The sequence below is a fragment of the Ectopseudomonas khazarica genome (genome assembly GCF_004521985.1).
Taxonomy (GTDB): Bacteria; Pseudomonadota; Gammaproteobacteria; order Pseudomonadales; family Pseudomonadaceae; genus Aquipseudomonas; species Aquipseudomonas khazarica.
In genome coordinates this window covers 12,106-35,819 of the sequence record NZ_SBHZ01000015.1, presented here as the reverse complement: position 1 = coordinate 35,819, position 23,714 = coordinate 12,106, and the positions used below count along the sequence as shown (strand labels likewise).

25 protein-coding genes are annotated in these 23,714 nt (G+C 66.1%); 11 read left to right on the top strand and 14 right to left on the bottom strand.

Annotated elements, in window-relative coordinates:
- Window positions 1-24 precede the first annotated feature (24 nt).
- Window positions 25-627: a DUF4124 domain-containing protein gene (locus tag EPK82_RS18745; RefSeq protein ID WP_037051155.1), complete on the bottom strand. Its 603-nt coding sequence runs from the start codon at window positions 625-627 to the stop codon at window positions 25-27.
- Window positions 628-647: 20 nt separating this feature from the next.
- Window positions 648-1,289, bottom strand: a complete 642-nt coding sequence (gene pyrE, locus EPK82_RS18740; protein ID WP_037051153.1) for an orotate phosphoribosyltransferase — start codon at window positions 1,287-1,289, stop codon at window positions 648-650.
- Window positions 1,290-1,369: 80 nt separating this feature from the next.
- Here pyrE and EPK82_RS18735 point away from each other — a divergent pair, with 80 nt between their 5' ends.
- Window positions 1,370-2,149, top strand: coding sequence for an exodeoxyribonuclease III (locus tag EPK82_RS18735; protein ID WP_037051151.1), 780 nt, complete (start codon window positions 1,370-1,372; stop codon window positions 2,147-2,149).
- 52 nt (window positions 2,150-2,201) lie between these two features.
- Here the strand turns inward: EPK82_RS18735 and EPK82_RS18730 are convergent, their stop codons facing one another.
- Complete coding sequence (locus EPK82_RS18730; protein WP_037051149.1) at window positions 2,202-2,573, bottom strand: DUF4870 domain-containing protein; 372 nt, start codon at window positions 2,571-2,573, stop codon at window positions 2,202-2,204.
- A gap of 24 nt (window positions 2,574-2,597) precedes the next feature.
- A complete protein-coding gene (gene rph / locus EPK82_RS18725) occupies window positions 2,598-3,317 on the bottom strand; it encodes a ribonuclease PH (RefSeq protein WP_037051147.1) in 720 nt (239 codons plus the stop codon).
- Between the two features lie 184 nt (window positions 3,318-3,501).
- Here rph and EPK82_RS18720 point away from each other — a divergent pair, with 184 nt between their 5' ends.
- The 6 genes from EPK82_RS18720 (at window position 3,502) to EPK82_RS18695 (ending at window position 8,864) form a co-directional block, all read left to right on the top strand.
- A complete protein-coding gene (locus EPK82_RS18720) occupies window positions 3,502-4,365 on the top strand; it encodes a YicC/YloC family endoribonuclease (RefSeq protein ID WP_134677630.1) in 864 nt (287 codons plus the stop codon).
- 54 nt (window positions 4,366-4,419) lie between these two features.
- Window positions 4,420-5,037 carry a guanylate kinase gene (gene gmk / locus EPK82_RS18715; protein ID WP_037051141.1) on the top strand — a complete coding sequence of 206 codons (618 nt, stop codon included), beginning with the start codon at window positions 4,420-4,422 and terminating at the stop codon, window positions 5,035-5,037.
- 150 nt (window positions 5,038-5,187) lie between these two features.
- Window positions 5,188-5,451 carry a DNA-directed RNA polymerase subunit omega gene (rpoZ, locus tag EPK82_RS18710; RefSeq protein ID WP_037051139.1) on the top strand — a complete coding sequence of 88 codons (264 nt, stop codon included), beginning with the start codon at window positions 5,188-5,190 and terminating at the stop codon, window positions 5,449-5,451.
- 60 nt (window positions 5,452-5,511) lie between these two features.
- On the top strand, window positions 5,512-7,623 hold the full coding sequence (gene spoT / locus EPK82_RS18705) for a bifunctional GTP diphosphokinase/guanosine-3',5'-bis pyrophosphate 3'-pyrophosphohydrolase (protein WP_037051137.1): 2,112 nt from the start codon (window positions 5,512-5,514) through the stop codon (window positions 7,621-7,623).
- A 68-nt stretch (window positions 7,624-7,691) separates the two neighbouring features.
- Entirely contained in the window at window positions 7,692-8,072 is a 381-nt protein-coding gene (locus EPK82_RS18700) for a RidA family protein (protein ID WP_037051135.1), read from the top strand.
- Between the two features lie 54 nt (window positions 8,073-8,126).
- Window positions 8,127-8,864 carry a hypothetical protein gene (locus tag EPK82_RS18695; protein ID WP_134677629.1) on the top strand — a complete coding sequence of 246 codons (738 nt, stop codon included), beginning with the start codon at window positions 8,127-8,129 and terminating at the stop codon, window positions 8,862-8,864.
- 13 nt (window positions 8,865-8,877) lie between these two features.
- Here EPK82_RS18695 and EPK82_RS18690 read toward each other — a convergent pair whose 3' ends face one another.
- The 3 genes from EPK82_RS18690 to EPK82_RS18680 form a co-directional block, all read right to left on the bottom strand.
- Window positions 8,878-9,501: a LysE family translocator gene (locus EPK82_RS18690; RefSeq protein ID WP_134677628.1), complete on the bottom strand. Its 624-nt coding sequence runs from the start codon at window positions 9,499-9,501 to the stop codon at window positions 8,878-8,880.
- Between the two features lie 68 nt (window positions 9,502-9,569).
- The gene (locus EPK82_RS18685) at window positions 9,570-10,370 is read right to left on the bottom strand and encodes a helix-turn-helix transcriptional regulator (RefSeq protein ID WP_134677627.1); all 801 of its coding nucleotides are present in this window, start codon (window positions 10,368-10,370) and stop codon (window positions 9,570-9,572) included.
- Between the two features lie 2 nt (window positions 10,371-10,372).
- A complete protein-coding gene (locus tag EPK82_RS18680) occupies window positions 10,373-11,230 on the bottom strand; it encodes an NAD-dependent epimerase/dehydratase family protein (RefSeq protein WP_134677626.1) in 858 nt (285 codons plus the stop codon).
- A gap of 242 nt (window positions 11,231-11,472) precedes the next feature.
- Between EPK82_RS18680 and EPK82_RS18675 the strand changes: the two genes are divergently transcribed.
- From EPK82_RS18675 to EPK82_RS18665, 3 genes are all read left to right on the top strand, one after another.
- Window positions 11,473-12,402, top strand: coding sequence for a hydrogen peroxide-inducible genes activator (locus tag EPK82_RS18675; protein WP_037051126.1), 930 nt, complete (start codon window positions 11,473-11,475; stop codon window positions 12,400-12,402).
- An 8-nt stretch (window positions 12,403-12,410) separates the two neighbouring features.
- A complete protein-coding gene (gene recG / locus EPK82_RS18670) occupies window positions 12,411-14,486 on the top strand; it encodes an ATP-dependent DNA helicase RecG (RefSeq protein ID WP_047587217.1) in 2,076 nt (691 codons plus the stop codon).
- Window positions 14,487-14,577: 91 nt separating this feature from the next.
- Window positions 14,578-15,984, top strand: coding sequence for an aminoacyl-tRNA deacylase and HDOD domain-containing protein (locus EPK82_RS18665; protein WP_037051115.1), 1,407 nt, complete (start codon window positions 14,578-14,580; stop codon window positions 15,982-15,984).
- Between the two features lie 10 nt (window positions 15,985-15,994).
- On the opposite strand, the gene EPK82_RS18660 is transcribed toward EPK82_RS18665, so the two are convergent.
- The 6 genes from EPK82_RS18660 to EPK82_RS18635 all read right to left on the bottom strand — a co-directional run bounded on the left by EPK82_RS18660 (window position 15,995) and on the right by EPK82_RS18635 (window position 20,910).
- The gene (locus EPK82_RS18660; RefSeq protein ID WP_175253732.1) at window positions 15,995-16,750 is read right to left on the bottom strand and encodes a hypothetical protein; all 756 of its coding nucleotides are present in this window, start codon (window positions 16,748-16,750) and stop codon (window positions 15,995-15,997) included.
- Window positions 16,751-16,833: 83 nt separating this feature from the next.
- A complete protein-coding gene (locus EPK82_RS18655) occupies window positions 16,834-17,229 on the bottom strand; it encodes a helicase (protein ID WP_134677625.1) in 396 nt (131 codons plus the stop codon).
- 149 nt (window positions 17,230-17,378) lie between these two features.
- Entirely contained in the window at window positions 17,379-17,651 is a 273-nt protein-coding gene (locus EPK82_RS18650; protein WP_003242571.1) for an HU family DNA-binding protein, read from the bottom strand.
- Between the two features lie 188 nt (window positions 17,652-17,839).
- Window positions 17,840-18,988, bottom strand: a complete 1,149-nt coding sequence (locus EPK82_RS18645) for an NAD(P)/FAD-dependent oxidoreductase (RefSeq protein ID WP_134677624.1) — start codon at window positions 18,986-18,988, stop codon at window positions 17,840-17,842.
- A gap of 140 nt (window positions 18,989-19,128) precedes the next feature.
- The gene (locus EPK82_RS18640) at window positions 19,129-19,296 is read right to left on the bottom strand and encodes a rubredoxin (protein ID WP_037051106.1); all 168 of its coding nucleotides are present in this window, start codon (window positions 19,294-19,296) and stop codon (window positions 19,129-19,131) included.
- A 120-nt stretch (window positions 19,297-19,416) separates the two neighbouring features.
- Window positions 19,417-20,910 carry an acetyl-CoA hydrolase/transferase family protein gene (locus EPK82_RS18635; protein ID WP_047587232.1) on the bottom strand — a complete coding sequence of 498 codons (1,494 nt, stop codon included), beginning with the start codon at window positions 20,908-20,910 and terminating at the stop codon, window positions 19,417-19,419.
- A 279-nt stretch (window positions 20,911-21,189) separates the two neighbouring features.
- Here EPK82_RS18635 and EPK82_RS18630 point away from each other — a divergent pair, with 279 nt between their 5' ends.
- Window positions 21,190-22,344: a BCCT family transporter gene (locus tag EPK82_RS18630; RefSeq protein WP_134677623.1), complete on the top strand. Its 1,155-nt coding sequence runs from the start codon at window positions 21,190-21,192 to the stop codon at window positions 22,342-22,344.
- Here the strand turns inward: EPK82_RS18630 and EPK82_RS18625 are convergent.
- Complete coding sequence (locus EPK82_RS18625; RefSeq protein ID WP_037051098.1) at window positions 22,331-23,671, bottom strand: hemolysin family protein; 1,341 nt, start codon at window positions 23,669-23,671, stop codon at window positions 22,331-22,333. The genes EPK82_RS18630 and EPK82_RS18625 overlap by 14 nt on opposite strands.
- Between the last annotated feature and the right edge of the window lie 43 nt (window positions 23,672-23,714).

The following is a 23,714-nucleotide window of genomic DNA, read 5'->3' as shown; positions in this document are numbered from 1 at the left end:
CAGGGGCACGGGAAAGCTCAGCGTCTACGGCTTGCTCTGCGGCTCGCCGAACAGCTCGGCCAGGCGTGCACGATCCGCGGCGAAACCGGCTTCGGCGCGGCCACGCGCCTCCTTGTAGCGGGCAATGTCGCGCTGCAGCCGCTGCTGCTCTTCCTTGAGGTTATTGATCTGCGCCAGCAGGTTTTCCGGCACCTGCCGGCCTGCACGCTCATGCTCGGCGGCCTGGCTCTGCAGGTTGGCCTGCTGCGTGCGTACCGACTGCAGATTGCCGCGCGCCACGTTGGTGACACTGTCGAGCTCCGCCAGCTTGCGCTCGCGGGCACGGTCGACGTCGTTGAGGTTGGTATAGAGGCGCAGCAGCTTCGCGTCATTGCTGGCGCGCACCTTCTCGGCCTGCATGCGGGCGAACTCTTCGGCCGTCGGCGCCGGCGGAATCACCCGCACCACACGTCCCTGGTCGTTCAGCACCTCGTAGCCCTTGCCGATGAATTCGGGCGGCACGCCCTGACGGCTGAGCACCGTGACACCCTTGTCGTCGACGTAGCGGTAAAGCTCGGCAGCCACTCCGGACAGCGGCAGTAGCAAGCTCAACAGCAGCGTACAGCGGGTCAGGAGCGGTGCAGACATAGAACGACCTTGTGCTAGGGCTAGATTCCGTACTCGGCGCGATAGGCTTCGACAGCCGGGAGATATTGCTTCAGTTCAGCATCCCCTGCCAGATATTCCAGTACCTGTTGTAGTGACACGATGCTCACTACCGGCATGGCGAAGTCGCGTTCGACCTCCTGGATCGCAGAAAGCTCGCCCTGGCCACGCTCCTGGCGGTTCAGCGCGATCAGCGTACCGGCCGCCTGGGCACCCTGGCCCTGGATGATCTGCATCACTTCGCGGATGGCGGTGCCGGCGGTGATCACGTCGTCGACGATCAGCACCCGCCCTTCCAGCGGCGCACCGACCAGCGTGCCACCCTCGCCATGATCCTTGGCTTCCTTGCGGTTGAAGCACCAGGGCAGATCACGGCCATGATGCTCGGCCAGCGCGACCGCCGTGGTCGCGGCCAGCGGAATACCCTTGTAGGCCGGGCCGAACAGCACGTCGAAATCGATGCCGCTGTCGACGATGGCCGCCGCATAGAAGCGCCCGAGCTGGGCCAGGGCCAGGCCGCTGTCGAACAGGCCGGCATTGAAGAAATAAGGACTGGTGCGCCCGGATTTGAGAGTGAACTGGCCGAAACGCAGAACACCGCGTTCGATGGCAAAGCGAATGAAATCACGCTGGTACGTTTGCATGAAAAGTCCCGGACGGCACGGATTTAGCTAAATGAGGTGAGCTCGGGTATCATACACGCACGTGTTTTTGGGGGCCATTTATGCGGATCATCAGTGTGAACGTGAATGGTATTCAGGCTGCGGCCGAGCGTGGATTGCTCAGCTGGCTGCAAGCCCAGAATGCCGACGTGATCTGCCTGCAAGACACCCGTGCCTCCGCCTTTGAACTGGACGACCAAGCCTTCCAACTGGATGGTTATTTCCTCTATGCATGCGACGGTGAAGTGCCCAGCCAAGGTGGCGTGGCGCTTTATTCGCGGTTGCAACCCAAGGCGGTGATCAGCGGCCTCGGCTTTGAAATGGCCGATCGCTACGGGCGCTACCTGCAGGCCGATTTCGACAAGGTAAGTATTGCCACTCTGCTCCTGCCTTCGGGTCGGGACGGGGACGAGAGCTTGAATCAGAAATTCAAGTTCATGGACGACTTCACCCATTATCTGGACAAGCAACGCCGCAAGCGCCGCGAGTACATCTACTGCGGTTCACTGCATGTCGCTCACCAGAAGCTGGACGTGAAGAACTGGCGCGACTGCCAGCAGACACCCGGCTTCCTCGCGCCCGAGCGCGCCTGGATGGACGAGGTGATCGGCACCATGGGCTACGTCGATGCCCTGCGTGAAGTCAGCCGCGAAGGCGATCAGTTCAGCTGGTGGCCGGACAACGAACAGGCGGAGATGCTCAACCTGGGCTATCGCTTCGACTACCAGCTGCTGACCCCGGGCATGCGTCGCAGCGTGCGCAGCGCGCGCCTGCCGCGCCAGCCGCGCTTCTCCCAGCATGCGCCGCTGATCGTCGACTACGACTGGATTCTCAGCGTCTGAGCGCAAGGCATGAAAAAGCCGGCATTTCGCCGGCTTTTTGCTGCGTGCTCGCCTACTTCACCAGGCGCCAGCTGAAGGGATAGCGGTAGGACTGCCCCTCGTTGGCCTTGATCCCGGCGATGATGGTCAGCACCAGGGCCGCCAGCCCCAGCAGCATGAGCAGCGGGAAGCCGATCACCACCACCATCAGGATGAAGCACACCACGGCGGCCAGGGCGACGCTGATCTGGAAGTTCAGCGCCTCCTTGCCCTGCTCATCGACGAACGGGTCCAGGTCCTTCTTCACCTGCCAGAGGATCAGCGGGCCGAGCAGATTGCCGAAGGGGAACACCAGCCCGAGAAATGCGGCGAAGTGACAGAACATCGCCCACTGACGGGCCTCCTGACTGGGGGTCGGAAGCGGATTCTGCAGTTCATCGTTCATCTGGGTGCTCCTTGCTCGGGAAGATCAGTCGGCCAGCGCGGCTTTCTGCAGCTCGAAGATTTCGTTCATGCCCTTCTGCGCCAGGGCCAGCATGGCATTGAACTCGTCCGGCTGGAAAGGCGCGCCTTCGGCGGTGCCCTGCACCTCGATGAAGCCGCCCGCGTCGGTCATCACCACGTTGAGGTCGGTCTCGGCGGCCGAGTCTTCCAGGTAGTCCAGGTCCAGCACCGGCTCGCCCTGGTAGATGCCGACCGACACCGCGGCGATCATCTGCTTGAGCGGCTCGCCCTTCAGCGAACCACGCTTCTTCAGCACCTTCAGCGCATCGATCAGCGCCACCATGGAACCGGTGATCGAGGCGGTACGGGTACCACCGTCGGCCTGGATCACGTCGCAATCGACGTACAGGGTGTTCTCGCCCAGCTTGCTCATGTCCAGCGCGGCGCGCAGCGAGCGGCCGATCAGGCGCTGGATTTCCAGGGTACGGCCGCCCTGCTTGCCACGGCTGGCCTCGCGCTGGTTACGGTCGCCGGTGGCGCGCGGCAGCATGCCGTACTCGGCGGTCAGCCAGCCCTGACCCTGACCTTTCAGGAAACGCGGCACGCCCGACTCGACGCTAACGGTGCAGATCACCTTGGTATCGCCGAACTCGACCAGGACCGAGCCTTCGGCGTGCTTGGTGTAGTTGCGGGTGATGCGAATCGAGCGCAACTGATCGGCGGCGCGGCCACTGGGACGTTTCATCGAGCGATACCTACTTCATTAAGTGAAAACAGCACGCATTATAGGGGGCCGCAGAGCAGGACGACATGCCGAATTGGCAGCGGCAGACGGCAGGCGCGCCCCGGCGGATCAGCCGGGCATGAAATGGGCACGCCCCTGGGCTACAATCCTGCGTTTTTCGAGCCGAATCCCGCGAGGTACTCCCATGGTTCACAGCATGACGGCCTTTGCCCGCAACGAGCAGGCGACCGCCCACGGCACCCTGAGCTGGGAACTGCGCTCGGTCAATCATCGCTACCTGGAGCCGCACCTGCGCCTGCCGGAAGCCTTCCGCGACCTCGAAGGCGCCGTGCGCGAGGCGCTGCGCCAGGGGCTGTCGCGCGGCAAGGTGGAATGCACCCTGCGCTTCGCCGAAGAGGCGACCGACAAGCAGCTGCAGGTCGACAGCGAGCGCGCACGCCAGCTGATCGCCGCCGCGGAGCAGGTCGCCGCGCTGATCCAGCAGCCCGCCCCGCTCAACCCGCTGGAAGTGCTGGCCTGGCCCGGCGTGCTGGTCGCCGACTCGGCCGACCCGCAGGCCCTCAACGCCGCCGCCCTCAGCCTGTTCGCCGAAGCCCTCGGCGAACTCAAGGCCGGCCGTGCCCGCGAGGGCGCCGAACTGGCCAAGCTGCTGGCCGATCGCCTCGACGCCATTCTCGACGAGGTCGCCGCCCTGCGCGAACTGGTCCCGCAGATGCTCGCCGGCCAGCGCGCCAAGATCGAGACGCGCTTCGCCGAGATGCAGGCCGAGCTCGACCCGCAGCGTCTGGAGCAGGAACTGGTGCTGCTGGCGCAGAAGAGCGACGTCGCCGAAGAACTCGACCGCCTCAGCACCCACGTCAGCGAAGTGCGCCGCGTACTCAAGGCCGGCGGCGCTGCCGGGCGCCGCCTGGACTTCCTCATGCAGGAACTCAACCGCGAAGCCAACACTCTCGGCTCCAAGGCCTTCGACCCGCGCAGCACGCAGGCTGCGGTGAACCTGAAGGTGCTCATCGAGCAGATGCGCGAGCAGGTGCAGAATATCGAGTAACGTCAGCCATACGGCTGCTATCTTTCGTTCAACGCTTTTCCCAGGATCGCTTTCATGGCCACCACCGGCACCCTCTACATCGTTTCCGCACCCTCCGGCGCCGGCAAGACCAGCCTGGTCAAGGCCCTGATCGACAGCGAGGTGCAGATTCGCGTCTCGGTTTCGCACACCACCCGCGCCATGCGCCCAGGCGAGCAGGACGGGGTGAACTATCACTTCGTCGAGCATGCCCAGTTCACTGCCATGATCGAGCGCAGCGAGTTTCTCGAACACGCCCAGGTCTTCGACAACTTCTACGGCACCTCGCAGAAGTGGGTCGAGCAGACCCTGGCCGAGGGCTTCGACCTGATTCTGGAAATCGACTGGCAGGGCGCCCAGCAGGTGCGCAAGCTGATGCCGCAGGCCAAGTCCATCTTCATCCTGCCGCCGACCCAGGAAGCCTTGCGCCATCGCCTGACCAACCGCGGCCAGGACAGCGGCGAGACCATCGAGCGGCGCATGCGCGAGGCCGTCAGCGAGATGAGCCACTACGTCGAGTACGACTACCTGGTGATCAACGACGATTTCAACCATGCCCTGAGCGACCTCAAGGCGATCTTCCGTTGCAACCAGCTGGCGCAATCGCAGCAGCAACAACGCCATGCCGGCCTGCTCAGCGAACTGCTGGCTTAACGGCAGCCACCGGCGTCAAGCCACAAGCCGCAAGTAAAAGCAAGACCGGATTGGCGCCTTCTTCTAGCTTGAAGCTTGAAGCTGCTTTACAATATTCAGTCCGCTCGCCCGCTCGGGCCAAGCTTATCCGCACACGTTACGAGGAACACCATGGCTCGCGTTACCGTCGAAGATTGCCTGGACAACGTTGATAACCGCTTCGAACTGGTCATGCTCGCGACCAAGCGTTCGCGCCAACTGGCCACCGGCGGCAAGGAGCCGAAGGTCGCTTGGGAAAACGACAAGCCGACCGTCGTCGCCCTGCGCGAAATCGCTGCCGGCCTGGTCGATGCCGAGATCGTCGCCCAGGAAGACATCGTTGAAGAAGAGCCGCTGTTCGCTGCCTTCGAGGAAGAGGCCAACGAGCCTCTGTAAGTCGATGATGCCGGGTCGAAGTCGCTCGCAGCACGAGGCCAGTCATCCGGGGAGCGTCCCATGGCTGGCATAGACGCTCTCGCCGATCGGCTTTCGACCTACCTCGGCCATGACCAGGTCAACCTGGTCCGCCGAGCCTATTTCTACGCCGAACAGGCGCACGATGGCCAACGCCGCCGCAGTGGCGAAGCCTACGTGACCCATCCGCTGGCCGTGGCCAGCATCCTCGCCGACATGCACATGGACCATCAGAGCCTGATGGCCGCCATGCTACACGACGTCATCGAAGACACCGGCATCGCCAAGGAAGCGCTCAACGCGCAGTTCGGCGAAACCGTGGCCGAACTGGTCGACGGGGTCAGCAAGCTGACCCAGATGAACTTCGAGACCAAGGCCGAGGCCCAGGCCGAGAACTTCCAGAAGATGGCCATGGCCATGGCCCGCGACATTCGCGTGATCCTGGTCAAGCTCGCCGACCGCCTGCACAACATGCGCACCCTCGATGCCATGCCGCACGAGAAGAGCCGGCGCATCGCCAAGGAAACCCTGGAAATCTACGCGCCCATCGCCAACCGCCTGGGCATGCACGCCATGCGCGTGGAGTTCGAGGACCTCGGTTTCAAGGCCATGCACCCGATGCGCTCCGAGCGCATCCGCGCCGCCGTACGCCGCGCCCGGGGCAACCGCAAGGAAATCGTCGCCAAGATCGAGGAGTCGATCCAGCTCTGCCTGCAGCACGAGGGCATGGAAGGCGAAGTCATCGGCCGCGAGAAGCACCTCTACAGCATCTACCAGAAGATGCGCGGCAAGCGTAAGGCGTTCAACGAGATCATGGACGTCTATGCCTTCCGCATCATCGTCGACAAGGTCGACACCTGCTACCGCGTGCTCGGCGCCGTGCACAACCTGTACAAGCCGCTGCCCGGCCGCTTCAAGGACTACATCGCGATTCCCAAGGCCAACGGCTACCAGTCGCTGCACACCACGCTGTTCGGCATGCACGGCGTGCCCATCGAGATCCAGATCCGCACCCGCGAGATGGAAGAGATGGCCAACAACGGCATCGCCGCACACTGGCTGTACAAGTCCAGCGAGGACGAAGCGCCCAAGGGCAACCACGCCCGTGCGCGGCAGTGGGTCAAGGGCGTGCTGGAATTGCAGCAACGCGCCGGCAACTCGCTGGAGTTCATCGAGAGCGTGAAGATCGACCTGTTCCCGGACGAGGTCTACGTGTTCACGCCCAAGGGCCGCATCATGGAGCTGCCGAAAGGCTCCACGGCGGTCGACTTCGCCTACGCGGTGCACACCGACGTCGGCAATACCTGCATCGCCTGCCGCATCAACCGCCGCCTGGCGCCGCTGTCGCAAGCCCTGGAAAGCGGCTCGACGGTGGAAATCGTCACCGCCCCGGGCGCCCGGCCGAACCCGGCCTGGCTCAATTTCGTGGTCACCGGCAAGGCGCGCACGCACATCCGCCATGCGCTCAAGCAGCAGCGCCGCTCCGAGTCCATCAGCCTCGGCGAACGCCTGCTGAACAAGGTGCTGGCCAGCTTCGACACGCACCTGGAGAAGATCAGCGCCGAGCGCATCCAGACCGTGCTGGGCGAATACCGCCAGGAGGTCATCGAGGACCTGCTCGAAGACATCGGCCTGGGCAACCGCATGGCCTACGTGGTCGCCCGCCGCCTGCTCGCCGAGAGCAGCGACGACGCCCTGCCCAGCAGCGAAGGGCCGCTGGCGATTCGCGGCACCGAAGGCCTGGTGATGAGCTACGCCAAGTGCTGTACGCCGATTCCGGGCGACCCCATCGTCGGCTACCTGTCCGCCGGCAAGGGCATGGTGGTGCACATGGAAAGCTGCCGGAACATCGCCGACATCCGCCACAACCCGGAAAAATGCATCCAGCTCAACTGGGCCAAGGATGTCACCGGCGAATTCAATGTCGAACTGCGCGTCGAACTGGAGCACCAGCGCGGCCTGATCGCCCTGCTGGCCAGCAGCGTCAATGCCGCCGATGGCAACATCGAGAAGATCGGCATGGACGAGCGCGACGGGCGCATCAGCGTCGTGCAACTGGTGATCAGCGTGCATGACCGCGTGCACCTGGCCCGGGTGATCAAGAAGTTGCGTGCGCTCAAGGGCGTGATGCGTATCACTCGGGTGCGCGCCTGACACAATCCACCCATTTCCAGCCTGTAGGCTGGGTGCTCGACCCAGCCAGTTCTCACAAGGAGCGATTCATGAGCAAGACCGTCATCAGCAGCGACAAGGCCCCCGCCGCCATCGGCACCTACTCCCAGGCCATCAAGGCCGGCAACACCGTCTACATGTCCGGGCAGATCCCGCTGGACCCGGTGAGCATGGAGCTGGTCGAAGGCTTCGAGGCCCAGACCGTGCAGGTGTTCGAGAACCTCAAGGCCGTGGCTGAAGCCGCCGGTGGTTCGTTCAAGGACATCGTCAAGCTGAACATCTTCCTCACCGACCTCTCGCACTTCGCCAAGGTCAACGAGATCATGGGTCGCTACTTCGAGCAGCCCTACCCGGCACGCGCCGCCATCGGCGTTGCCGCCCTGCCGCGTGGCTCGCAGGTGGAAATGGACGCTATTCTGGTTCTGGAATAAGTCCCGAGGCGGGGCGCACGGCCCCGCCCTTCTCCCCCCTGCATGGAGATCACCATGCGTCTGACAGCTCTGTTGTTAGCCAGCGCCCTGCTGGCCGGCTGCGCCAGCACACCGAACAACGACCCCAGCGGCACCTGGATCAACCAGGCAGCCATCGATGCCGCCAGCGCCAGCGGGCGCCTGCGCGAAGCCCTGCTCGCCTATGGCCCGAACCTGGAATGGCAGATCGACCCGGCGCAGCGACAAGCCAGCTACAGCAACGGTTTCGAGCTGGCAGAAGGCAGGCTGCAGGCCGCCGGCGAAGGCCGCTGGCAGGTCACCTTCTACGGCGACTACCAGGAGCGGCTCAGCGTCGAGGATGGCCAACTGGTGCAGGTGGCCAGCGAGTACTGGCCTGAACAGCAGTTCACCCGCGTCGACAGCAAGGAAGGCCCGGCACCACTGGGCAGCCGCTTCGAGCAGGCCCTGTACCGTGACTACCTGGGTGGCGACTGGCTGATCGAGGAAGGCATCGGCCAGGGTGGCCTGGTGCGCTTCCAGGTCGACGGCCAGGTCGAAGGACTGCCAGGCGCCGAGCGTTTCGCCCTGTGCCTGGCCGGTGATTGCGCGGCCATGAGCGGTGAGAACGACAGCCTCTGGCTCCAGTCGGGCGACCAGGGCAGCCCCTGGCTGTTCGTCCATGAAGGCAACCAGTTGCGTATCTTCGAAGCACAGAACCGCGCCCAGTTCGACGAAATGCCCGAGTACCAGCCAGGCCCGCAGCGCTGGCTGCTCAAGCGCCGGCAACCATGAGTCGGGCGGCGGGTTAGTCGAGCAGCCCGCCCAGCACCAGCGATACCCCCAGCAGCGACAGCAGCGCCCCGCACCCGCGGTCCAGCCAGCGCACCCGCTGCTGCAGCCAGCTGCGCCAGCGCGGATAGGCCAGCAGGCGTACCAGGGCCAGGTCCCAGCCCCAGACCACCAGGGTCATCCACAACATGGCCAGGAGCAGGCCCCAGCTCGGCATGGCGGCTTCGCGCAGGACACCGAACAGCCCCGCGTAGAACAGCGGCAGCTTGGGATTCAGGCTGCTGGCCAGCAGCCCCTGGCGCAGCCCCCGCGTCCAGCTGCCCAGCGCCACCTGCGCAGCGTCCGGCAGGCGCAGGTCACGCCGTGACAGCAGCGCCTGCACGCCGATCCAGGCGAAGTAGACCCCACCGACCAGCTGCAGCACCCTCCAGAACGGCCCCCCCTGCCCGGGCAGTGCCTGCAGGGCCAGCAGCACCAGCAGCATGCTCAGCAGGTTGGCCAGGGCGATGCCGGCGGCGCACCCGTCCGCCTGGCGGCGCCCCTGGCTCAGCGCGGTGCGAATCAGCAGGAAGAAGTCCGGCCCCGGCGACAGCAAGGCGGCAAAGTGGGTACTGGCGACCAGGGCGAACAGCGCGAGCATGAGAGACGACCTCCTTGGCAATGGAGGTCAGTTTCCGGGGAGCCCGGCGCTGCGGTCTTGAAGAAAACTCAGGTCGCGGCAAGACGCCGGAACTGGCCCGGCGTGACGCCGGTGAAGCGCTTGAAGGTCGCGGAGAAATGCGCCTGATCGCAGAAGCCGAGGCCCAGCGCCACCTCCACGGGCGTCTGCTCGCTCAACAGCAGGCGCTTGGCTTCACGCACCCGGCGCTGCAGCAGGTAGGTGTGCGGCGGTACGCCGTAGGCACGACGAAAGGCCTCGATCAGGTGCCGGGGATGGCGCTGCACCAGACGGGCCAGTTCATCCAGGCTGACCGCCTGTGCGTGATGCGCCTCCAGATAGTCTCGCACCCAGGCCGTCATGCCACCGTCGCGTGGCGCGGCACGCACCGCGCGCAGGCCGCCATGGCGGACGAACACCTGCTCGAGCAGCGCCAGCAACTCGCTTTCCAGGGTCAGCGCGTCGCTGTGCTCGAAGGCACTCGCCAGCCGCGCGAGCCCGGCCGCCACCTGGCCATCATCGGCCGGGTTGAGCTCGCGAAACCCCTCAGGCAGGCGCTTGCGCCCGAGCAGCGCGGGCAGGCGCGCCTCTTCGACATAGAGCATGCGATAGACCACCCGTGCCGACTCGGCATGCCCGGTGTGCGGCTCCTCGGGGTTCATCAGCGACAGGGTGCCGGCCGGCAGGGCATAGCGCTGCCCCCGGCACTGATACCCGCCGACGCCCTGCACGATGGCGCCGACGGCAAAGGCATCGTGGCTGTGGCGGCCGAACGCCTGCCCGGAGAAGTCGGCGTGGAACAGCTCCACGCCCGGCAACCAGGGCCTGGCCAGCAAGCGGTTACCGGCCAACCTCAGGCGTCCTGCAACATCGTCGCGTAGCCCTCGCGGTAACTGGGGTATTGCGGCGCCCAGCCCAGGGCCCGGGCGCGGGCGTTGCTGCAACGCTTGCTGCCGGCGCGCCGGACACGCTGCTCGTCGCTCCAGTGGCTGACACCCAGGCGCTCACGCAGCCAGGCCACCACCTCATGCAGCGCGGCGGGCTCATCGTCGACACCCAGATAGAGATCGGCCAGCGGCGTGCCGGCGGCGTCCGCCTGCAACAAGGTCGCGAGCAGCCCGGCGGCATCGTCGACATGGATACGGTTGCCATACAGCGGCGGCGTCTCGCTGACGCGATAGCCAGCACGCACCTGGCTCAGCAGCCACTGCCGCCCCGGCCCGTAGAGACCGGTCAGGCGCACGGCGGTCGCCGGCAGGCCGCTGTCGAGGGCGACGCGCTCGGCCTCGCGCATGATCAGCGCCGAATAGCTCTGCGCCTCGGCCGGGGAGTCCTCGTCGATCCACTCGCCGTCCTGCTGGCCATAGACGCCACTGCTGGAGGCGAACAGGATGCGCCGTGGGCGCTGCCCATGCAGCGCCAGCCAACCCAGGGTGCGACGCAGCCCGTCGACATAGGCAGCGCGATAGCCGGCCTCGTCGTGCTGGGTGGCAGCGGCGCAGTAGACCAGGTAGTCCAGGGGCTGCCGCGGCCAGTCCGCCGGGCACGGGTCCGCGTGCAGATCACCGGCCACCGGCTCGATGCCGGCCGGCAGGGCCGCGACGTTGCGGCGCAGCCCCAGTACGCGCCAGCCAGCGTCGGCCATGCGCTGCCCAAGGCGGCTACCGACATCGCCACAACCGACGATCAGCAGACTGTTAGGTGCGGACATGCTCTTCTCCATGACGTTTAGGCGAAGGCGCAGTGTAACAGGCCGCTCAGGCGCCTCGGCGAGGACGTCAGCGCCCGGCCGCAACAGCTGGAAGGCAGGCTCGCGCCGGCAGCCGGCCTGTTGATCGGACTCGCGCACGCGCCAGCCACGGCAACACATATTGTTCTCAAACAGTCGGTCAGCCCGGTTGGTTCATCGCAATGCAAAGGCTATGCTTAGCGGCAACTTAATGGATAAACACTATGACCCTCACCGAACTGCGTTACATCGTCACCCTCGCTCAGGAACAGCACTTCGGGCGCGCCGCCGAGCGCTGCCATGTCAGCCAGCCGACCCTGTCGGTGGGCGTGAAGAAGCTGGAGGACGAGCTCGGCGTGCTGATCTTCGAGCGCAGCAAGAGCGCCGTGCGCCTGACGCCGGTCGGTGAGGGCATCGTGACCCAGGCGCAGAAGGTACTGGAGCAGGCGCAAGGCATCCGCGAGCTGGCCCAGGCCGGCAAGAACCAGCTGGCGGCGCCGTTGAAGATCGGCGCCATCTACACCGTCGGCCCCTACCTGTTCCCGCACCTGATTCCGCAGCTGCACCGGGTCGCCCCGGACATGCCGCTGTACATCGAGGAAAACTTCACCCATATCCTGCGCGACAAGCTGCGCACCGGGGAGCTGGACGCGATCATCATCGCCCTGCCCTTCCAGGAGGCCGATGTACTGACCAAGCCGCTGTACGACGAACCGTTCTACGCGCTGCTGCCGGCCGGCCACCCCTGGGCGGAGATGGAAACCATCGACACCAAGCTGCTCAACGACAAGAGCCTGCTGCTGCTCGGCGAGGGCCACTGCTTCCGCGACCAGGTGCTGGAAGCCTGCCCGACGCTGCGCAAGGGTGGCGATGACCACGGCAAGCACACCACGGTGGAATCCAGCTCGCTGGAGACCATCCGCCACATGGTCGCCTCCGGCCTGGGTGTGTCGATCCTGCCGTTCTCGGCGGTCGACAGCCACCACTACGCCCCCGGCGTGATCGAGGTGCGCCCGCTCAGCGCGCCGGTGCCCTTCCGCACCGTGGCCATCGCCTGGCGCGCCAGCTTCCCGCGGCCCAACGCCATCGAAGTCCTGGCCGACTCCATTCGCCTGTGCTCGGTCGCTCGCAGCCCGCAGACCAAGAGCGCCTGAGGTCCAGAGTGACGGAGCTGTCAGCGGTTTCCGTGACCGCGCTGAAAGGCGTGGGTGCCGCGCTGGCGGAAAAACTCGCCAAGGTTGGCCTGGAAAACCTGCAGGACGTGCTGTTCCACCTGCCTCTGCGCTACCAGGACCGCACGCGCATCACCCCCATCGGCGCGCTGCGCCCCGGCCAGGACGCGGTGGTCGAGGGCATCGTCGCCGGTGCCGACGTGGTCATGGGGCGGCGCCGCAGCCTGCTGGTGCGCCTGCAGGACGGCAGCGGCACCCTGAGCCTGCGCTTCTTCCATTTCAGCCAGGCGCAGAAGGAAGGCCTCAAGCGCGGTACCGCGCTGCGCTGCTACGGCGAGGTGCGTCCAGGGGCCACCGGCCTGGAGATCTACCACCCGGAGTACCGCGCGCAGAGCGGCGACGAACCGGCGCCGGTGGAACAGAGCCTGACCCCCATCTACCCGACCACCGAGGGCCTGACCCAGCAGCGCCTGCGCCAGCTCAGCCAGCAGGCGCTGGCACGCCTCGGGCCACGCAGCCTGCCGGACTGGCTGCCCGATGAGCTGGCCCGCGACTACCGCCTGGCGCCGCTGGACGAAGCCATCCGCTATTTGCACCGCCCGCCGCCCGACGCCGATGTCGAAGAGCTCGCCGAAGGCCGCCACTGGGCCCAGCACCGCCTGGCCTTCGAGGAACTGCTGACCCACCAGCTGTCGCTGCAACGCCTGCGTGAACAGGTACGCGCCCAGCAGGCGCCAGCCCTGCCGCCGGCACAGAAACTGCCGGCGCAGTACCTGCAGAATCTGGGCTTCGCCCCGACCGGTGCACAGCAGCGGGTCGGCGCCGAGATCGCTTACGACCTGGCACAAGGCGAACCCATGCTGCGCCTGGTGCAGGGCGACGTTGGCGCCGGCAAGACGGTGGTCGCTGCCCTGGCTGCGCTGCAGGCGCTGGAGGCCGGCTACCAGGTGGCACTGATGGCCCCCACGGAGATTCTCGCCGAGCAGCACTTCCTCAACTTCAGCAAGTGGCTGGCGCCACTCGGGCTGGAGGTCGCCTGGCTGGCCGGCAAGCTCAAGGGCAAGGCGCGCGCCAGTGCGCTGGAGCAGATCGCCGCCGGCTGCCCCATGGTGGTGGGCACCCATGCGCTGTTCCAGGACGAGGTGAAGTTCAAGCGGCTGGCCCTGGTGATCATCGATGAACAGCACCGTTTCGGCGTCCAGCAGCGCCTGGCCCTGCGCCAGAAGGGCATCGACGGGCGCCTGAGCCCGCACCAGCTGATCATGACGGCCACCCCCATCCCACGGACCCTGGCGATGAGCGCCTACGCCGACCTGGACACCTCGATCCTCGACGAGCTGCCGCCCGGACGCACGCCGGTGAACACCCTGGTGATCGCCGACAGCCGCCGCATCGAGGTGATCGAGCGGGTGCGCAATGCCTGCCAGCAGGGGCGCCAGGCCTACTGGGTGTGCACCCTGATCGAGGAATCCGAAGAGCTCACCTGCCAGGCAGCCGAGACCAGTTTCGAAGAGCTTTCCGCCGCCCTCGGCGAACTGCGCGTCGGCCTGATTCACGGGCGCATGAAGCCGGCCGAGAAAGCCGCCGTGATGGACGAGTTCAAGCAGGGCAAGCTGCAGCTGCTGGTCGCCACCACGGTGATCGAGGTAGGCGTCGACGTGCCCAACGCCAGCCTGATGATCATCGAAAATCCAGAACGCCTCGGCCTGGCGCAACTGCACCAACTGCGCGGCCGGGTCGGCCGGGGCAGTGCAGCCAGCCATTGCGTGCTGCTCTATCATGCACCCTTGTCACAGCTGGGTCGCGAACGCCTGGCCATCATGCGTGAAACCACCGACGGTTTCGTCATCGCCGAGAAGGACCTGGAGCTGCGCGGCCCCGGCGAAATGCTCGGTACGCGGCAGACCGGCCTGCTGCAGTTCAAGGTCGCCGATCTGATGCGCGACGCCGACCTGTTGCCCGCCGTTCGCGACGCCGCACACGCTCTTTTGGAACATTGGCCGCAACATGTGGCTCCATTGTTGGAACGCTGGTTGCGTCATGGCCAGCAATACGGTCAAGTGTGAGCCCGTTCACAGGACAACCGTCGCCACGAACCTTTGCGCAAGTCCCCGCTGGTTATACTCCGGGGTAGACGCGTCACTGCCGGATACCGATATGACTGAAGCCGCCCTCGCCCCCAACGCCACGCCGCAGCCGCCCAGCGTCATCCTGCAGCTGCTGGAAAAACTCGCCGTGCCCTACCAGGTACGCGCCGAGAGGCCCGGCCTGCCCGCCGCCGCACGCCTGCAGGCGGTGCTGCTGGACGACGCCGTGGGCGCCCTGCTGGTGCTCTATCCGCGCAGCCAACTGCTCGACCTCGGTCGCCTGGCCGAACTCACCGGGCGCCAGCTGACCGCGGTCAAGCCGGAACGCCTGGAGCGCATGCTCGGCAAGCACAACCTCGCGGCCCTGCCGGGTCTGCCGCCGCTGACCAGCTCGCCCTGCCTGTACGAGGAGCGCCTGCTGCAGGCGCCCAGCCTGCTGATCGAGTCCGGCCAGCCCGGCGTGCTGCTGGAGATCCCCACCGAGGCCTACAAGAGCCTGCTGAGCAAGGCCAGCGCGGCACGTTTCGGCGAGCCGGTGAGCGCGATCAAACCCAACCTCGACCGTCCGCACGACGACCGCGCGGAAATCACCCAGGCCGTGCAGGCCTTCACCGCACGGCGCATCCAGCAGCGCCTGGAAGAGACCATCGAGATTCCGCCACTGCCGGAAACCGCGCAGAAGATCATCAAGCTGCGTGTCGACCCCAACGCCACGGTGGACGACATCACCGGCGTGGTCGAGACCGACCCGGCACTGGCCGCCCAGGTGGTCAGCTGGGCGGCCTCGCCCTACTACGCCGCGCCCGGCAAGATCCGCTCGGTGGAGGACGCCATCGTCCGCGTGCTGGGCTTCGATCTGGTGATCAACCTGGCGCTGGGCCTGGCCCTGGGCAAGACCCTCAGCCTGCCCAAGGACCAGCCGCAGCACGCCACCCCCTACTGGCAACAGGCGATCTACACCGCAGCGGTGATCGAGGGCCTGACCCGCGCCATGCCGCGCGCGCAACGCCCCGAGGCGGGCCTGACTTACCTGGCCGGGCTGCTGCACAACTTCGGCTACCTGGTGCTGGCGCACGTCTTCCCGCCGCACTTCTCGCTGATCTGCCGCCACCTGGAGGTCAACCCGCACCTGCCGCACAGCTATATCGAGCAGCACCTGCTGGGGATCACCCGCGAACAGATCGGCGCCTGGCTGATGCGCCACTGGGACATGCCGGAAGAGCTGGCGAACGCCCTGCGCTTCCAGCACGACCCCGACTATGCCGGCGACGGCGCCGCCTTCGCCAACCTGGTGTGCCTGGCGGTCAGCCTGCTGCGCAACCGCGGCATCGGTGCCGGGCCACAGAGCGAAATTCCCGATGAACTGTTCGAGGCACTCGGCCTGACCCGCGACAAGGCGGAAGACGCGGTGAGCAAGGTACTCAGCGCCGAAGTCGCCCTGCGCGAGCTGGCAGCGCAGTTCAACCCCAGCCACTGAGGGCGCGGGGTCACTGCGCGGGCGCAGCCCCCTTGCGCAGCTGTTCGCGGCGCTCGGCGAACAGCTGCGGCACCACCTCCAGACTGACGGCCAGCAACTGGCTGACGCTGGCCTGCTCGTACAGGCTGGCGTATTCGGCCAGCTGGTCACTGGGCATCTGCCGGTAGGCGTAGAGCATGAAGGATTCCACGGCCTGCTGGCTGGACTGGCGAATCGCATCCGCCTGGGTCTGCGTCTGGCGCTGCAGCTCGGCCTCGTCGAGGTTCTCGCCACGCGCCCTGAGCGCCAGCAACGCCTGGGTCTTGCCGACTTCGTAGCGCAGCAGGCTGGCCAGCTCGGTGGTGCGCGCCGCCGCATCCAGACGCCTGATCAGTTCCACCCGCGCGCCACGCGGCGGCCGCTGCTGCAGGCGCTGGCGATATTCGCCGAGCACTTCCGGCTGTTCGCCGACCGCTCGCTCGGCGGCGGTGAAACGCTGCGCGAGGGGGCCGTCGAGACGCGCACGGGCCTGTTCGGCCTGGTCTTCGTCGAGTCGCTGCCCGACCCGCTCGGCCAGGTCCAGGCAGAACGCCTCGCCGGCGAACAGCTGGGCGAGGCGCTTCTGTTCGCTCTCACCCTGGCCACGCTGCAGCAACGGCAGGCTCTGCTCGCACAGCAGGTGGATGCCGGCCAACTCGAACAGCGGCAGCAGGGTCTTGCTTGAGCTTGGCTCGGCCCGCACGGCGGTCGCGGCCAGCAACAGCAGGGGCAACAGGAAAAGGCGCATGGTCGGGCGTTCCACGATGACTTGCCTGGCAAGCCTAACCAAAGCACGGCGTGGCGGCCAGCCGCGAGCCGCCCGGTTGCCGATCAGGCCGCTTTTTTCGGCGCCTCGGCCTTTTTCTTCGGCGTCAGGTACTTGGTCAGGCCCTGGAACCACATCACCAGCGCCGGGTTGCCCTGGATCTGGATGTCCTTGTTCTGGATACCCTGCATGAAGGCCAGCTGCTTGTTCTTCGCGGTCATGGTTTCGAAACCGTAGACGGCGTCCTTGAAGCCGATGGCGAAGGCCGGCTCGGCGGTGCTGCCACGCTTGCTGCTGACGCGCTGGCCGGAGACGATGAAGTGACGGGCGACCTTGCCGTCCAGCGTGTGCAGCTGGAAGACCATGTCGCGGCCTTCGAGTTGCTGGCGGAACGCCGGGTTGTCACGACTGGCCTTGGCCATCAGGCGGCCCAGCATCCACAGAAGAAAACGGAATTTCATGCACAGGCCCTCGTGATCGAAGATGATGGGCGCGCATTGTAGTGTTTTTCTCGCAAGACTACAGCCTGTCGAAAGCATGGCTGCAATGGCGAGGACGCAGCCGGGCTGCGGAGGGGGAGCCCGGAGCCGAGCGGCTCCGGGCGATGGGCTCAGTTGACCGCGTCTTTCAGGGACTTGCCCGGTTTGAAGGCGACGGTATTGCTGGCCTTGATCTTCACCGGCTGGCCGGTTTGCGGGTTCTTGCCCGTACGTGCGCCACGATGACGCTGGACGAAAGTACCGAAGCCAACCAGGGTCACACTGTCCTTGCGGTTCAGTGCGCCGGTGATTTCTTCCAGTACGGCGTTGAGTACACGATTGGCCTGATCCTTGGTCAGATCAGCCTTTTCGGCGATGGCGGCGGCGAGTTCCGGTTTACGCATAGATGCCTCTTTGACGGTTTTTTGTTGTTGTGTCCGTGCTGTCCTTCCAGAACAGCGCCCAAGGCGCCGCAACAGCTCTGCGCTGCGGCAGACCCTTGGGAGAATGGCATGCCGCATCGCACTGCGCCAGTCTCATAGGACAGTTTAGTCAGGCAATTTCGTGGCGTATCCGACAGAACGGCAGGCAATCATGCCAGCAGCGCGGGCAGTTCCTTGTTCAGGGCCAGTTTCTCCTGCACCGCCGCACCGGTCAGTGCGTAGCCCAGCAACGCCCCGGAAGCATCGCGGCAGAGCGCCTTGATGTCGCTCCCCGAACCCTCGACCGTCCACTCGCCCTGGCTGTCGCGCGGCGGCGGCGATACGACCAGCGGGCACACCGGCGTCTTCACCGTCACCGGCATCGGCCCATAGCTGACGGCGGTCGGCTCGCCGGCCAGGGTCTTGGCCAGGGCACGGGCACAGGCCATCAGCGGCATGACGTAGAGCAGGTTGAGGCCATCGACCTCGGCGCAGTCACCCAGCGCGTGGATGTTGGCGTGCGAGGTCCGCAGCTGACGGTCGACCATCACCCCGCGATTGACGTCGAGACCGGCAGCAGCGGCCAACGCGATACGCGGACGCAGGCCGACGGCGGAGACCACCGCATCGCACTCGATCTGCGTGCCATCGGCCAGCACGGCCTGCAACGCATCGTCCTGGTGGTGCAGGCTGGCCAGCACCGGACCCAGGTGGAAGCGCACCCCCAACCCCTCCAGGCCGGCCTGCACCGCAGCGGCCGCCGCCGGGTGCAACAGGCCGGGCATCACCTGCTCACAGGGCGCCAGCAGTTCCACCTGATAGCCGCCCGCGCTGAGGTCATTGGCGAATTCGCAGCCGATCAGGCCGGCCCCGAGAATCAGCACCCGGCGCTTGCCGGCTACGGCATCACGGAAACGGGCGTAGTCTTCGAGATCATTGATCGGGAAGATCGCGTCCTGGGCATCGCCCTCCACCGGTACGCGAATCGGCTCGGCGCCCCAGGCCAGCACCAGGTCACGGTAGGGCACCGCCTCCTCGCCGATCCACAGGCGCTTGTGGCCCGGGTCGATGCCGGTGATACGGGTGTGGGTGCGGATCTCCGCCTTGAGCTGCTCGGCCATGGCGCCGACCTCGGCCATGGCCAGGCCATCGGCGTCCTTGTTCTTGCCGAAGCCGGTGGACAGCATCGGCTTGGAGTAGGAACGCCCGTCGTCAGCGGTGATCAGCAACAGGGGCGTCTCGCTGTCGAGCTTGCGCCACTCCTTGGCCAGGTTGTAGCCGGCCAGGCCGGTACCGACGATCACTAGGGGTGCGCTCATGCATGAATCCTCGCTGCGAAAACGACACGACGGCCAGGCGGCCGTCGTCGTGAATCAATGAGAAGCCGCTGGAAACGGCGGCCAGACTCGGAGGGTGCTGACAAAGGTCAGGCAAGACGCAGCAATCTGTCAGCGCCCCCTCAGACGATCTCGATCATCTCGAAGTCGACCTTGCCCACGCCACAGTCCGGGCAGACCCAGTCGGCCGGCACGTCTTCCCAGGGCGTACCGGGTGCAATGCCCTCCTCGGGCAGCCCCAGAGCCTCGTCGTAGATGAAACCGCAGACGATGCATTGCCACTTGCGCATGGTACAGGCCTCCTCGAGAGATGGCGGACACACCCTACTGGATCGTACCGCGACTGGCTAGCCAGTCGGAGGTTGGGCACGCCAGAGCATAGGCCATCGACGCAGCGCGCGCGCCACGTCTCAGCCGGCCAGCATGCGCCCGGTTTCCTCCAGGTTGATGTGCCACTGCAGCGCTTCACGGAGGATGTGCGGGGTGTGCCCGCCACGGGCACAGGCGCGCTCGAAGTAGTCGCCGAGTGGCCCCCGGAAGTCCGGATGCACGCAGTTGTCGATCACCGCCCGGGCGCGTTCGCGCGGCGCCAGGCCGCGCAGGTCGGCCAGGCCCTGCTCGGTGACCAGGATGTCGACATCGTGCTCGCTGTGATCGACGTGGCTGACCATCGGCACCACGCTGGACACCGCCCCACCCTTGGCGATCGACTTGGTGACGAAGATCGCCAGGTGGGCGTTGCGGGCGAAGTCGCCGCTGCCACCGATGCCGTTCATCATCCTGGTGCCGCCGACGTGGGTGGAGTTGACGTTACCGTACAGGTCGAACTCCAGCGCCGTGTTGATGCCGATGATGCCCAGGCGGCGCACCACCTCGGGGTGGTTGGAGATTTCCTGCGGGCGCAGCACCAGGCGCTCCTTGTAGCGTTCGAGATTGCCGAACACATCGGCATTGCGGCGCGCCGAGAGGGTGATCGAGCTGCCTGAGGCGAAGGCCAGCTTGCCGGCATCGAACAGGTCGAAGGTGGAGTCCTGCAGCACCTCCGAGTACATGCTCAGGTTCTCGAATGGCGAATGGATCAGCCCGCACATCACCGCATTGGCGATCGAGCCGATACCGGCCTGCAGCGGGCCGAGGCTGTTGCTCATGCGCCCGGCATCGACCTCGCGCTGGAAGAAGGCGATCAGGTGGTCGGCGATGGCCTGCGTCTCGACGTCCGGTGGCAGCACGGTGGACGGCGAGTCGGGCTGGTCGTTGACCACGATGGCGACGATTTTCTCCGCCGGGATCGGGATCGCCGTGCTGCCGATACGGTCGTCGACGCGGGTCAGCGGGATCGGCGTGCGCGTCGGCCGGTAGGTGGGGATGTAGATGTCGTGCAGGCCCTGCAGGTTCGGGTTGTGCGCCAGATTGATCTCGACGATCACCCGCTCGGCGAAGATGGCGAAGCTGGCCGAGTTGCCCACCGAAGTGGTCGGCACGATGTGCCCCTGCTCGGTGATGGCCACCGCTTCGATCACCGCGATGTCGGGCTTCTTCAGCTGGTGGTTGCGCAGCTGTTCGACGGTCTCGGAGAGGTGCTGGTCGATGAACATCACGCGCCCGTCGTTGATCGCCTTGCGCAGCGTGGCATCGACCTGGAACGGCATGCGCCGGGCCAGCACGCCGGCTTCGGTCAGCTGCTTGTCGAGGTCGTTGCCGAGGCTGGCGCCGGTCATCAGGCTGATGCTCAGCGGGGCCTGGCGCGCACGCTCGGCCAGCGCCAGCGGCACCGCCTTGGCCTCGCCGGCACGGGTGAAACCGCTCATGCCGACGGTCATGCCGTCCTCGATCAGGGCGGCCGCCTCGGCCGCAGTCATCACCTTGTCCAGCAGCGAAGGCTGGCGCACACGATCTGCATACATCGGGAACCTCGACAGGCGGGGATAGCACGGAGGGCGAGCAGTCTAGTGGGCGCACTGCCTCGCGCCTCTACCACGAAAGTAGGATTGAACCCTCTAGAACGGGCCTTTCGTCGGATTTCGAGGCAACCGGACAGAAGCAAAGTGCCATCTCCGGCCTGACGCAATCGGAGCACTGGCCGACGCCCACACGTATGTCCACGCGGTCCGACTTCGGCAGTATCGCCAGGCCTCGGCAGCGGATAAGCCGTGCTCACCCATAACAACAAGAGGCTTGCACCGATGAACCTCGTCCTTTGCGCGGCGTCCCTGGCGCTGCTCGGCCTGACCCTCTGGGTGCTGTTGCGCTGGGGTCGCCTGCGCTGCACCGGCAGCGAGCCGGTCGGCCTGTTCACCTTCCTGGCGATCCTCTTCACCTCCGGGCTCGACATGGGGCTGATCATCTTCCCGATGACCGAATTCCCGATCTACGCCAGCGAGCAGCCCTACCAGTTCTCCAACCCGCTGGCGGTCGCCTTCGGCTTCTGGGGCTTCCTGATCTGGGCCATGTACTTCATCACCACCTTCTACTTCTGCGTGATCGAGCCCAGGGTGCGCCTGTTCGAACTGCGCCCGGTGAAGCTGGTGAACAACCTGGTGATCGTCTCCACCTGCGCCTTCACCGCGTACCTGTTCCTGGTCAACATCGCCTGGTACGCGCCGGAGATCAGCGAAACCTGGCAGTACCTGACGGTGGTCGCCATCCTGCTCGCCGCGATCTATTCCAGCACCGACATCCGCTACCTGAAGGTACTCAGCGTGGCCTCCACCTGGCTGTTCTTCGGCCTGATCCTGGCGATGGCCATCGTCGGCGGGGTCGCCCCGGACAGCTTCGCCCGGGCGGCCGGCGACATCGGCAGCGGCTACTTCGCCAAGCTGCCGCACTTCGTCGTGCCGCTCAGCGACTATCACTCCTTCTACCTGTTCTGGTGGTTCGCCTGGAGCATCATGATCGGCCAGTTCGTCTCGCGCTTCGTCGGCGGGCTGAAGACCTACCAGCTGCTGCTGGCGCTGCTGATCATCCCGTCGATTCCCCTGGCGATCTGGTTTGCCGTGCTCTACCACTACTTCACCGATGGCATCGCCATCGCGCCGCTGTGGAAGCTGGCGATGCTCGCGGTCGGGGTGATCTTCGTGATCAACTCGGTGGACTCCCTGGTGCGCCTGTACAGCGACAACCTGGGGCTCAGCGTGCAGCGGCTGGGGCGTGCGCGCTTCATCGCCTGCCACTTCGTCCTGCTCGGCGCGCTGGTGCTGACGTTCCGCTTCACGCCGTTCGAGATTCAATGGGTCGGGCTGACGGTCATCGGCCTGTATGCCGCCACCCTGGGGCTGCTCGCGCTACGCTGCCGCCCTGCCCTGCAGAGCATCGGCGGCCGCTCGGTCAGTCGAGCTTGAGGACCTTGGCCAGCACCACCTTGGGGCCTTTCATCTTCTTGACGATGATGCGCAGGCCGTCGGTCTCCAGCACTTCCTCTTCCTCGGGCATGCGCTTGAGGGTTTCGTAGATCAGGCCGGCCAGGGTTTCGGCCTCGATGTGGTCGAGGTCGACGCCCAGCAGGCGCTCGACCTTGGCCAGCGGCGTGTCACCGCGTACCAGCAGCTTGCCCGGCTGGTACGCCAGGATGCCGCGCTCGGCCTTGCGGTGCTCGTCCTGAATGTCGCCGACCAATGCCTCCAGCACGTCCTCCATGGTCAGGTAGCCGATGACCTTGCCGTCGGCTTCCTCGACCAGCGCGAAGTGCGCACCGCCCTGGCGGAACTGCTCGAGCAGCTGCGACAGCGGCATGTGCCGGCTGACCCGCTCCAGGGGATGCATCATGTCGCCGAGCTTGAGCGCCGAGGGCAGCATCTCCAGCAGCGACAGTTGCAGCAGCAGGTCCTTGATGTGCAGCACGCCGACGAACTCTTCCTTGCTCTCGTCGTAGATCGGATAGCGGCTGTACTTGTGCCGGCGGAAGGTGGTGAACACCTGGTCCAGGCTGGCGTTGAGTTCCAGGTAGACCAGATCCTCGCGCGAGTTGGCCCAGTCCACCACTTCCAGCTCGCCCAGTTCGACGGCCGAGGCCAGCACGCGCAGGTCCTGGTCGCTGTCGGCGCTGGCGCGGCTGGAGTGCAGGATCAGCTTCAGCTCTTCGCGGCTGTAGTGGTGTTCATGATGCGGGCCGGGCTCGCCCTGCCCGGCGATGCGCAGGATGGCGTTGGCGCTGGCGTTGAGGACGAAGATCGCCGGGTACATCAGCCAGTAGAAGGCGTACAGCGGCGCCGCCGTCCACAGCGACAGCAGCTCCGGCTTGCGAATCGCCCAGGACTTGGGCGCCAGCTCGCCGATGACGATGTGCAGGTAGGAGATGATGGCGAACGCGGTGAAGAAGGCGATGCCGTGGATCAGCGCCGGCGAATCGATACCCAGTGCCGCCAGCAGAGGCGTCAGCAGCTCGGCGAAGGCCGGCTCACCGACCCAGCCCAGGCCCAGCGAAGCCAGGGTGATGCCCAGCTGGCAGGCCGAGAGGTAGGCGTCCATCTGGTTGTGCACGGTGCGCAGGATGTGCCCGCGCCAGCCATGCGCCTCGGCCAGCGCGTCGACCTTGGTGGCACGCAGGCGCACGATGGCGAACTCGGCGGCAACGAAGAAGCCGTTGAGCAGGACCAGAAACAGGGCGAACAGCATGAGGCCGAAGTCGGCGAGATAGGTGGAAACGGAGAGGCTCGTGGAGGGGTCCATGAAGGTTCGGGTTGGCCAATGATCGCTAGAGGGTGGAGCCTCG

Coding starts and splice junctions, on each gene's coding strand:
- EPK82_RS18630 (WP_134677623.1), top strand. CDS start 21,190: ATGAACCTCGTCCTTTGCGCGGCGTCCCTGGCGCTGCTCGGCCTGACC.
- EPK82_RS18655 (WP_134677625.1), bottom strand. CDS start 17,229: ATGAAATTCCGTTTTCTTCTGTGGATGCTGGGCCGCCTGATGGCCAAG.
- rph (WP_037051147.1), bottom strand. CDS start 3,317: ATGAAACGTCCCAGTGGCCGCGCCGCCGATCAGTTGCGCTCGATTCGC.
- EPK82_RS18635 (WP_047587232.1), bottom strand. CDS start 20,910: ATGTATGCAGATCGTGTGCGCCAGCCTTCGCTGCTGGACAAGGTGATG.
- EPK82_RS18745 (WP_037051155.1), bottom strand. CDS start 627: ATGTCTGCACCGCTCCTGACCCGCTGTACGCTGCTGTTGAGCTTGCTA.
- spoT (WP_037051137.1), top strand. CDS start 5,512: ATGGCTGGCATAGACGCTCTCGCCGATCGGCTTTCGACCTACCTCGGC.
- EPK82_RS18680 (WP_134677626.1), bottom strand. CDS start 11,230: ATGTCCGCACCTAACAGTCTGCTGATCGTCGGTTGTGGCGATGTCGGT.
- EPK82_RS18650 (WP_003242571.1), bottom strand. CDS start 17,651: ATGCGTAAACCGGAACTCGCCGCCGCCATCGCCGAAAAGGCTGATCTG.
- EPK82_RS18695 (WP_134677629.1), top strand. CDS start 8,127: ATGCGTCTGACAGCTCTGTTGTTAGCCAGCGCCCTGCTGGCCGGCTGC.
- EPK82_RS18735 (WP_037051151.1), top strand. CDS start 1,370: ATGCGGATCATCAGTGTGAACGTGAATGGTATTCAGGCTGCGGCCGAG.
- EPK82_RS18690 (WP_134677628.1), bottom strand. CDS start 9,501: ATGCTCGCGCTGTTCGCCCTGGTCGCCAGTACCCACTTTGCCGCCTTG.
- EPK82_RS18675 (WP_037051126.1), top strand. CDS start 11,473: ATGACCCTCACCGAACTGCGTTACATCGTCACCCTCGCTCAGGAACAG.
- rpoZ (WP_037051139.1), top strand. CDS start 5,188: ATGGCTCGCGTTACCGTCGAAGATTGCCTGGACAACGTTGATAACCGC.
- EPK82_RS18625 (WP_037051098.1), bottom strand. CDS start 23,671: ATGGACCCCTCCACGAGCCTCTCCGTTTCCACCTATCTCGCCGACTTC.
- EPK82_RS18660 (WP_175253732.1), bottom strand. CDS start 16,750: ATGCGCCTTTTCCTGTTGCCCCTGCTGTTGCTGGCCGCGACCGCCGTG.
- pyrE (WP_037051153.1), bottom strand. CDS start 1,289: ATGCAAACGTACCAGCGTGATTTCATTCGCTTTGCCATCGAACGCGGT.
- gmk (WP_037051141.1), top strand. CDS start 4,420: ATGGCCACCACCGGCACCCTCTACATCGTTTCCGCACCCTCCGGCGCC.
- EPK82_RS18700 (WP_037051135.1), top strand. CDS start 7,692: ATGAGCAAGACCGTCATCAGCAGCGACAAGGCCCCCGCCGCCATCGGC.
- EPK82_RS18720 (WP_134677630.1), top strand. CDS start 3,502: ATGGTTCACAGCATGACGGCCTTTGCCCGCAACGAGCAGGCGACCGCC.
- EPK82_RS18665 (WP_037051115.1), top strand. CDS start 14,578: ATGACTGAAGCCGCCCTCGCCCCCAACGCCACGCCGCAGCCGCCCAGC.
- EPK82_RS18645 (WP_134677624.1), bottom strand. CDS start 18,988: ATGAGCGCACCCCTAGTGATCGTCGGTACCGGCCTGGCCGGCTACAAC.
- EPK82_RS18730 (WP_037051149.1), bottom strand. CDS start 2,573: ATGAACGATGAACTGCAGAATCCGCTTCCGACCCCCAGTCAGGAGGCC.
- EPK82_RS18640 (WP_037051106.1), bottom strand. CDS start 19,296: ATGCGCAAGTGGCAATGCATCGTCTGCGGTTTCATCTACGACGAGGCT.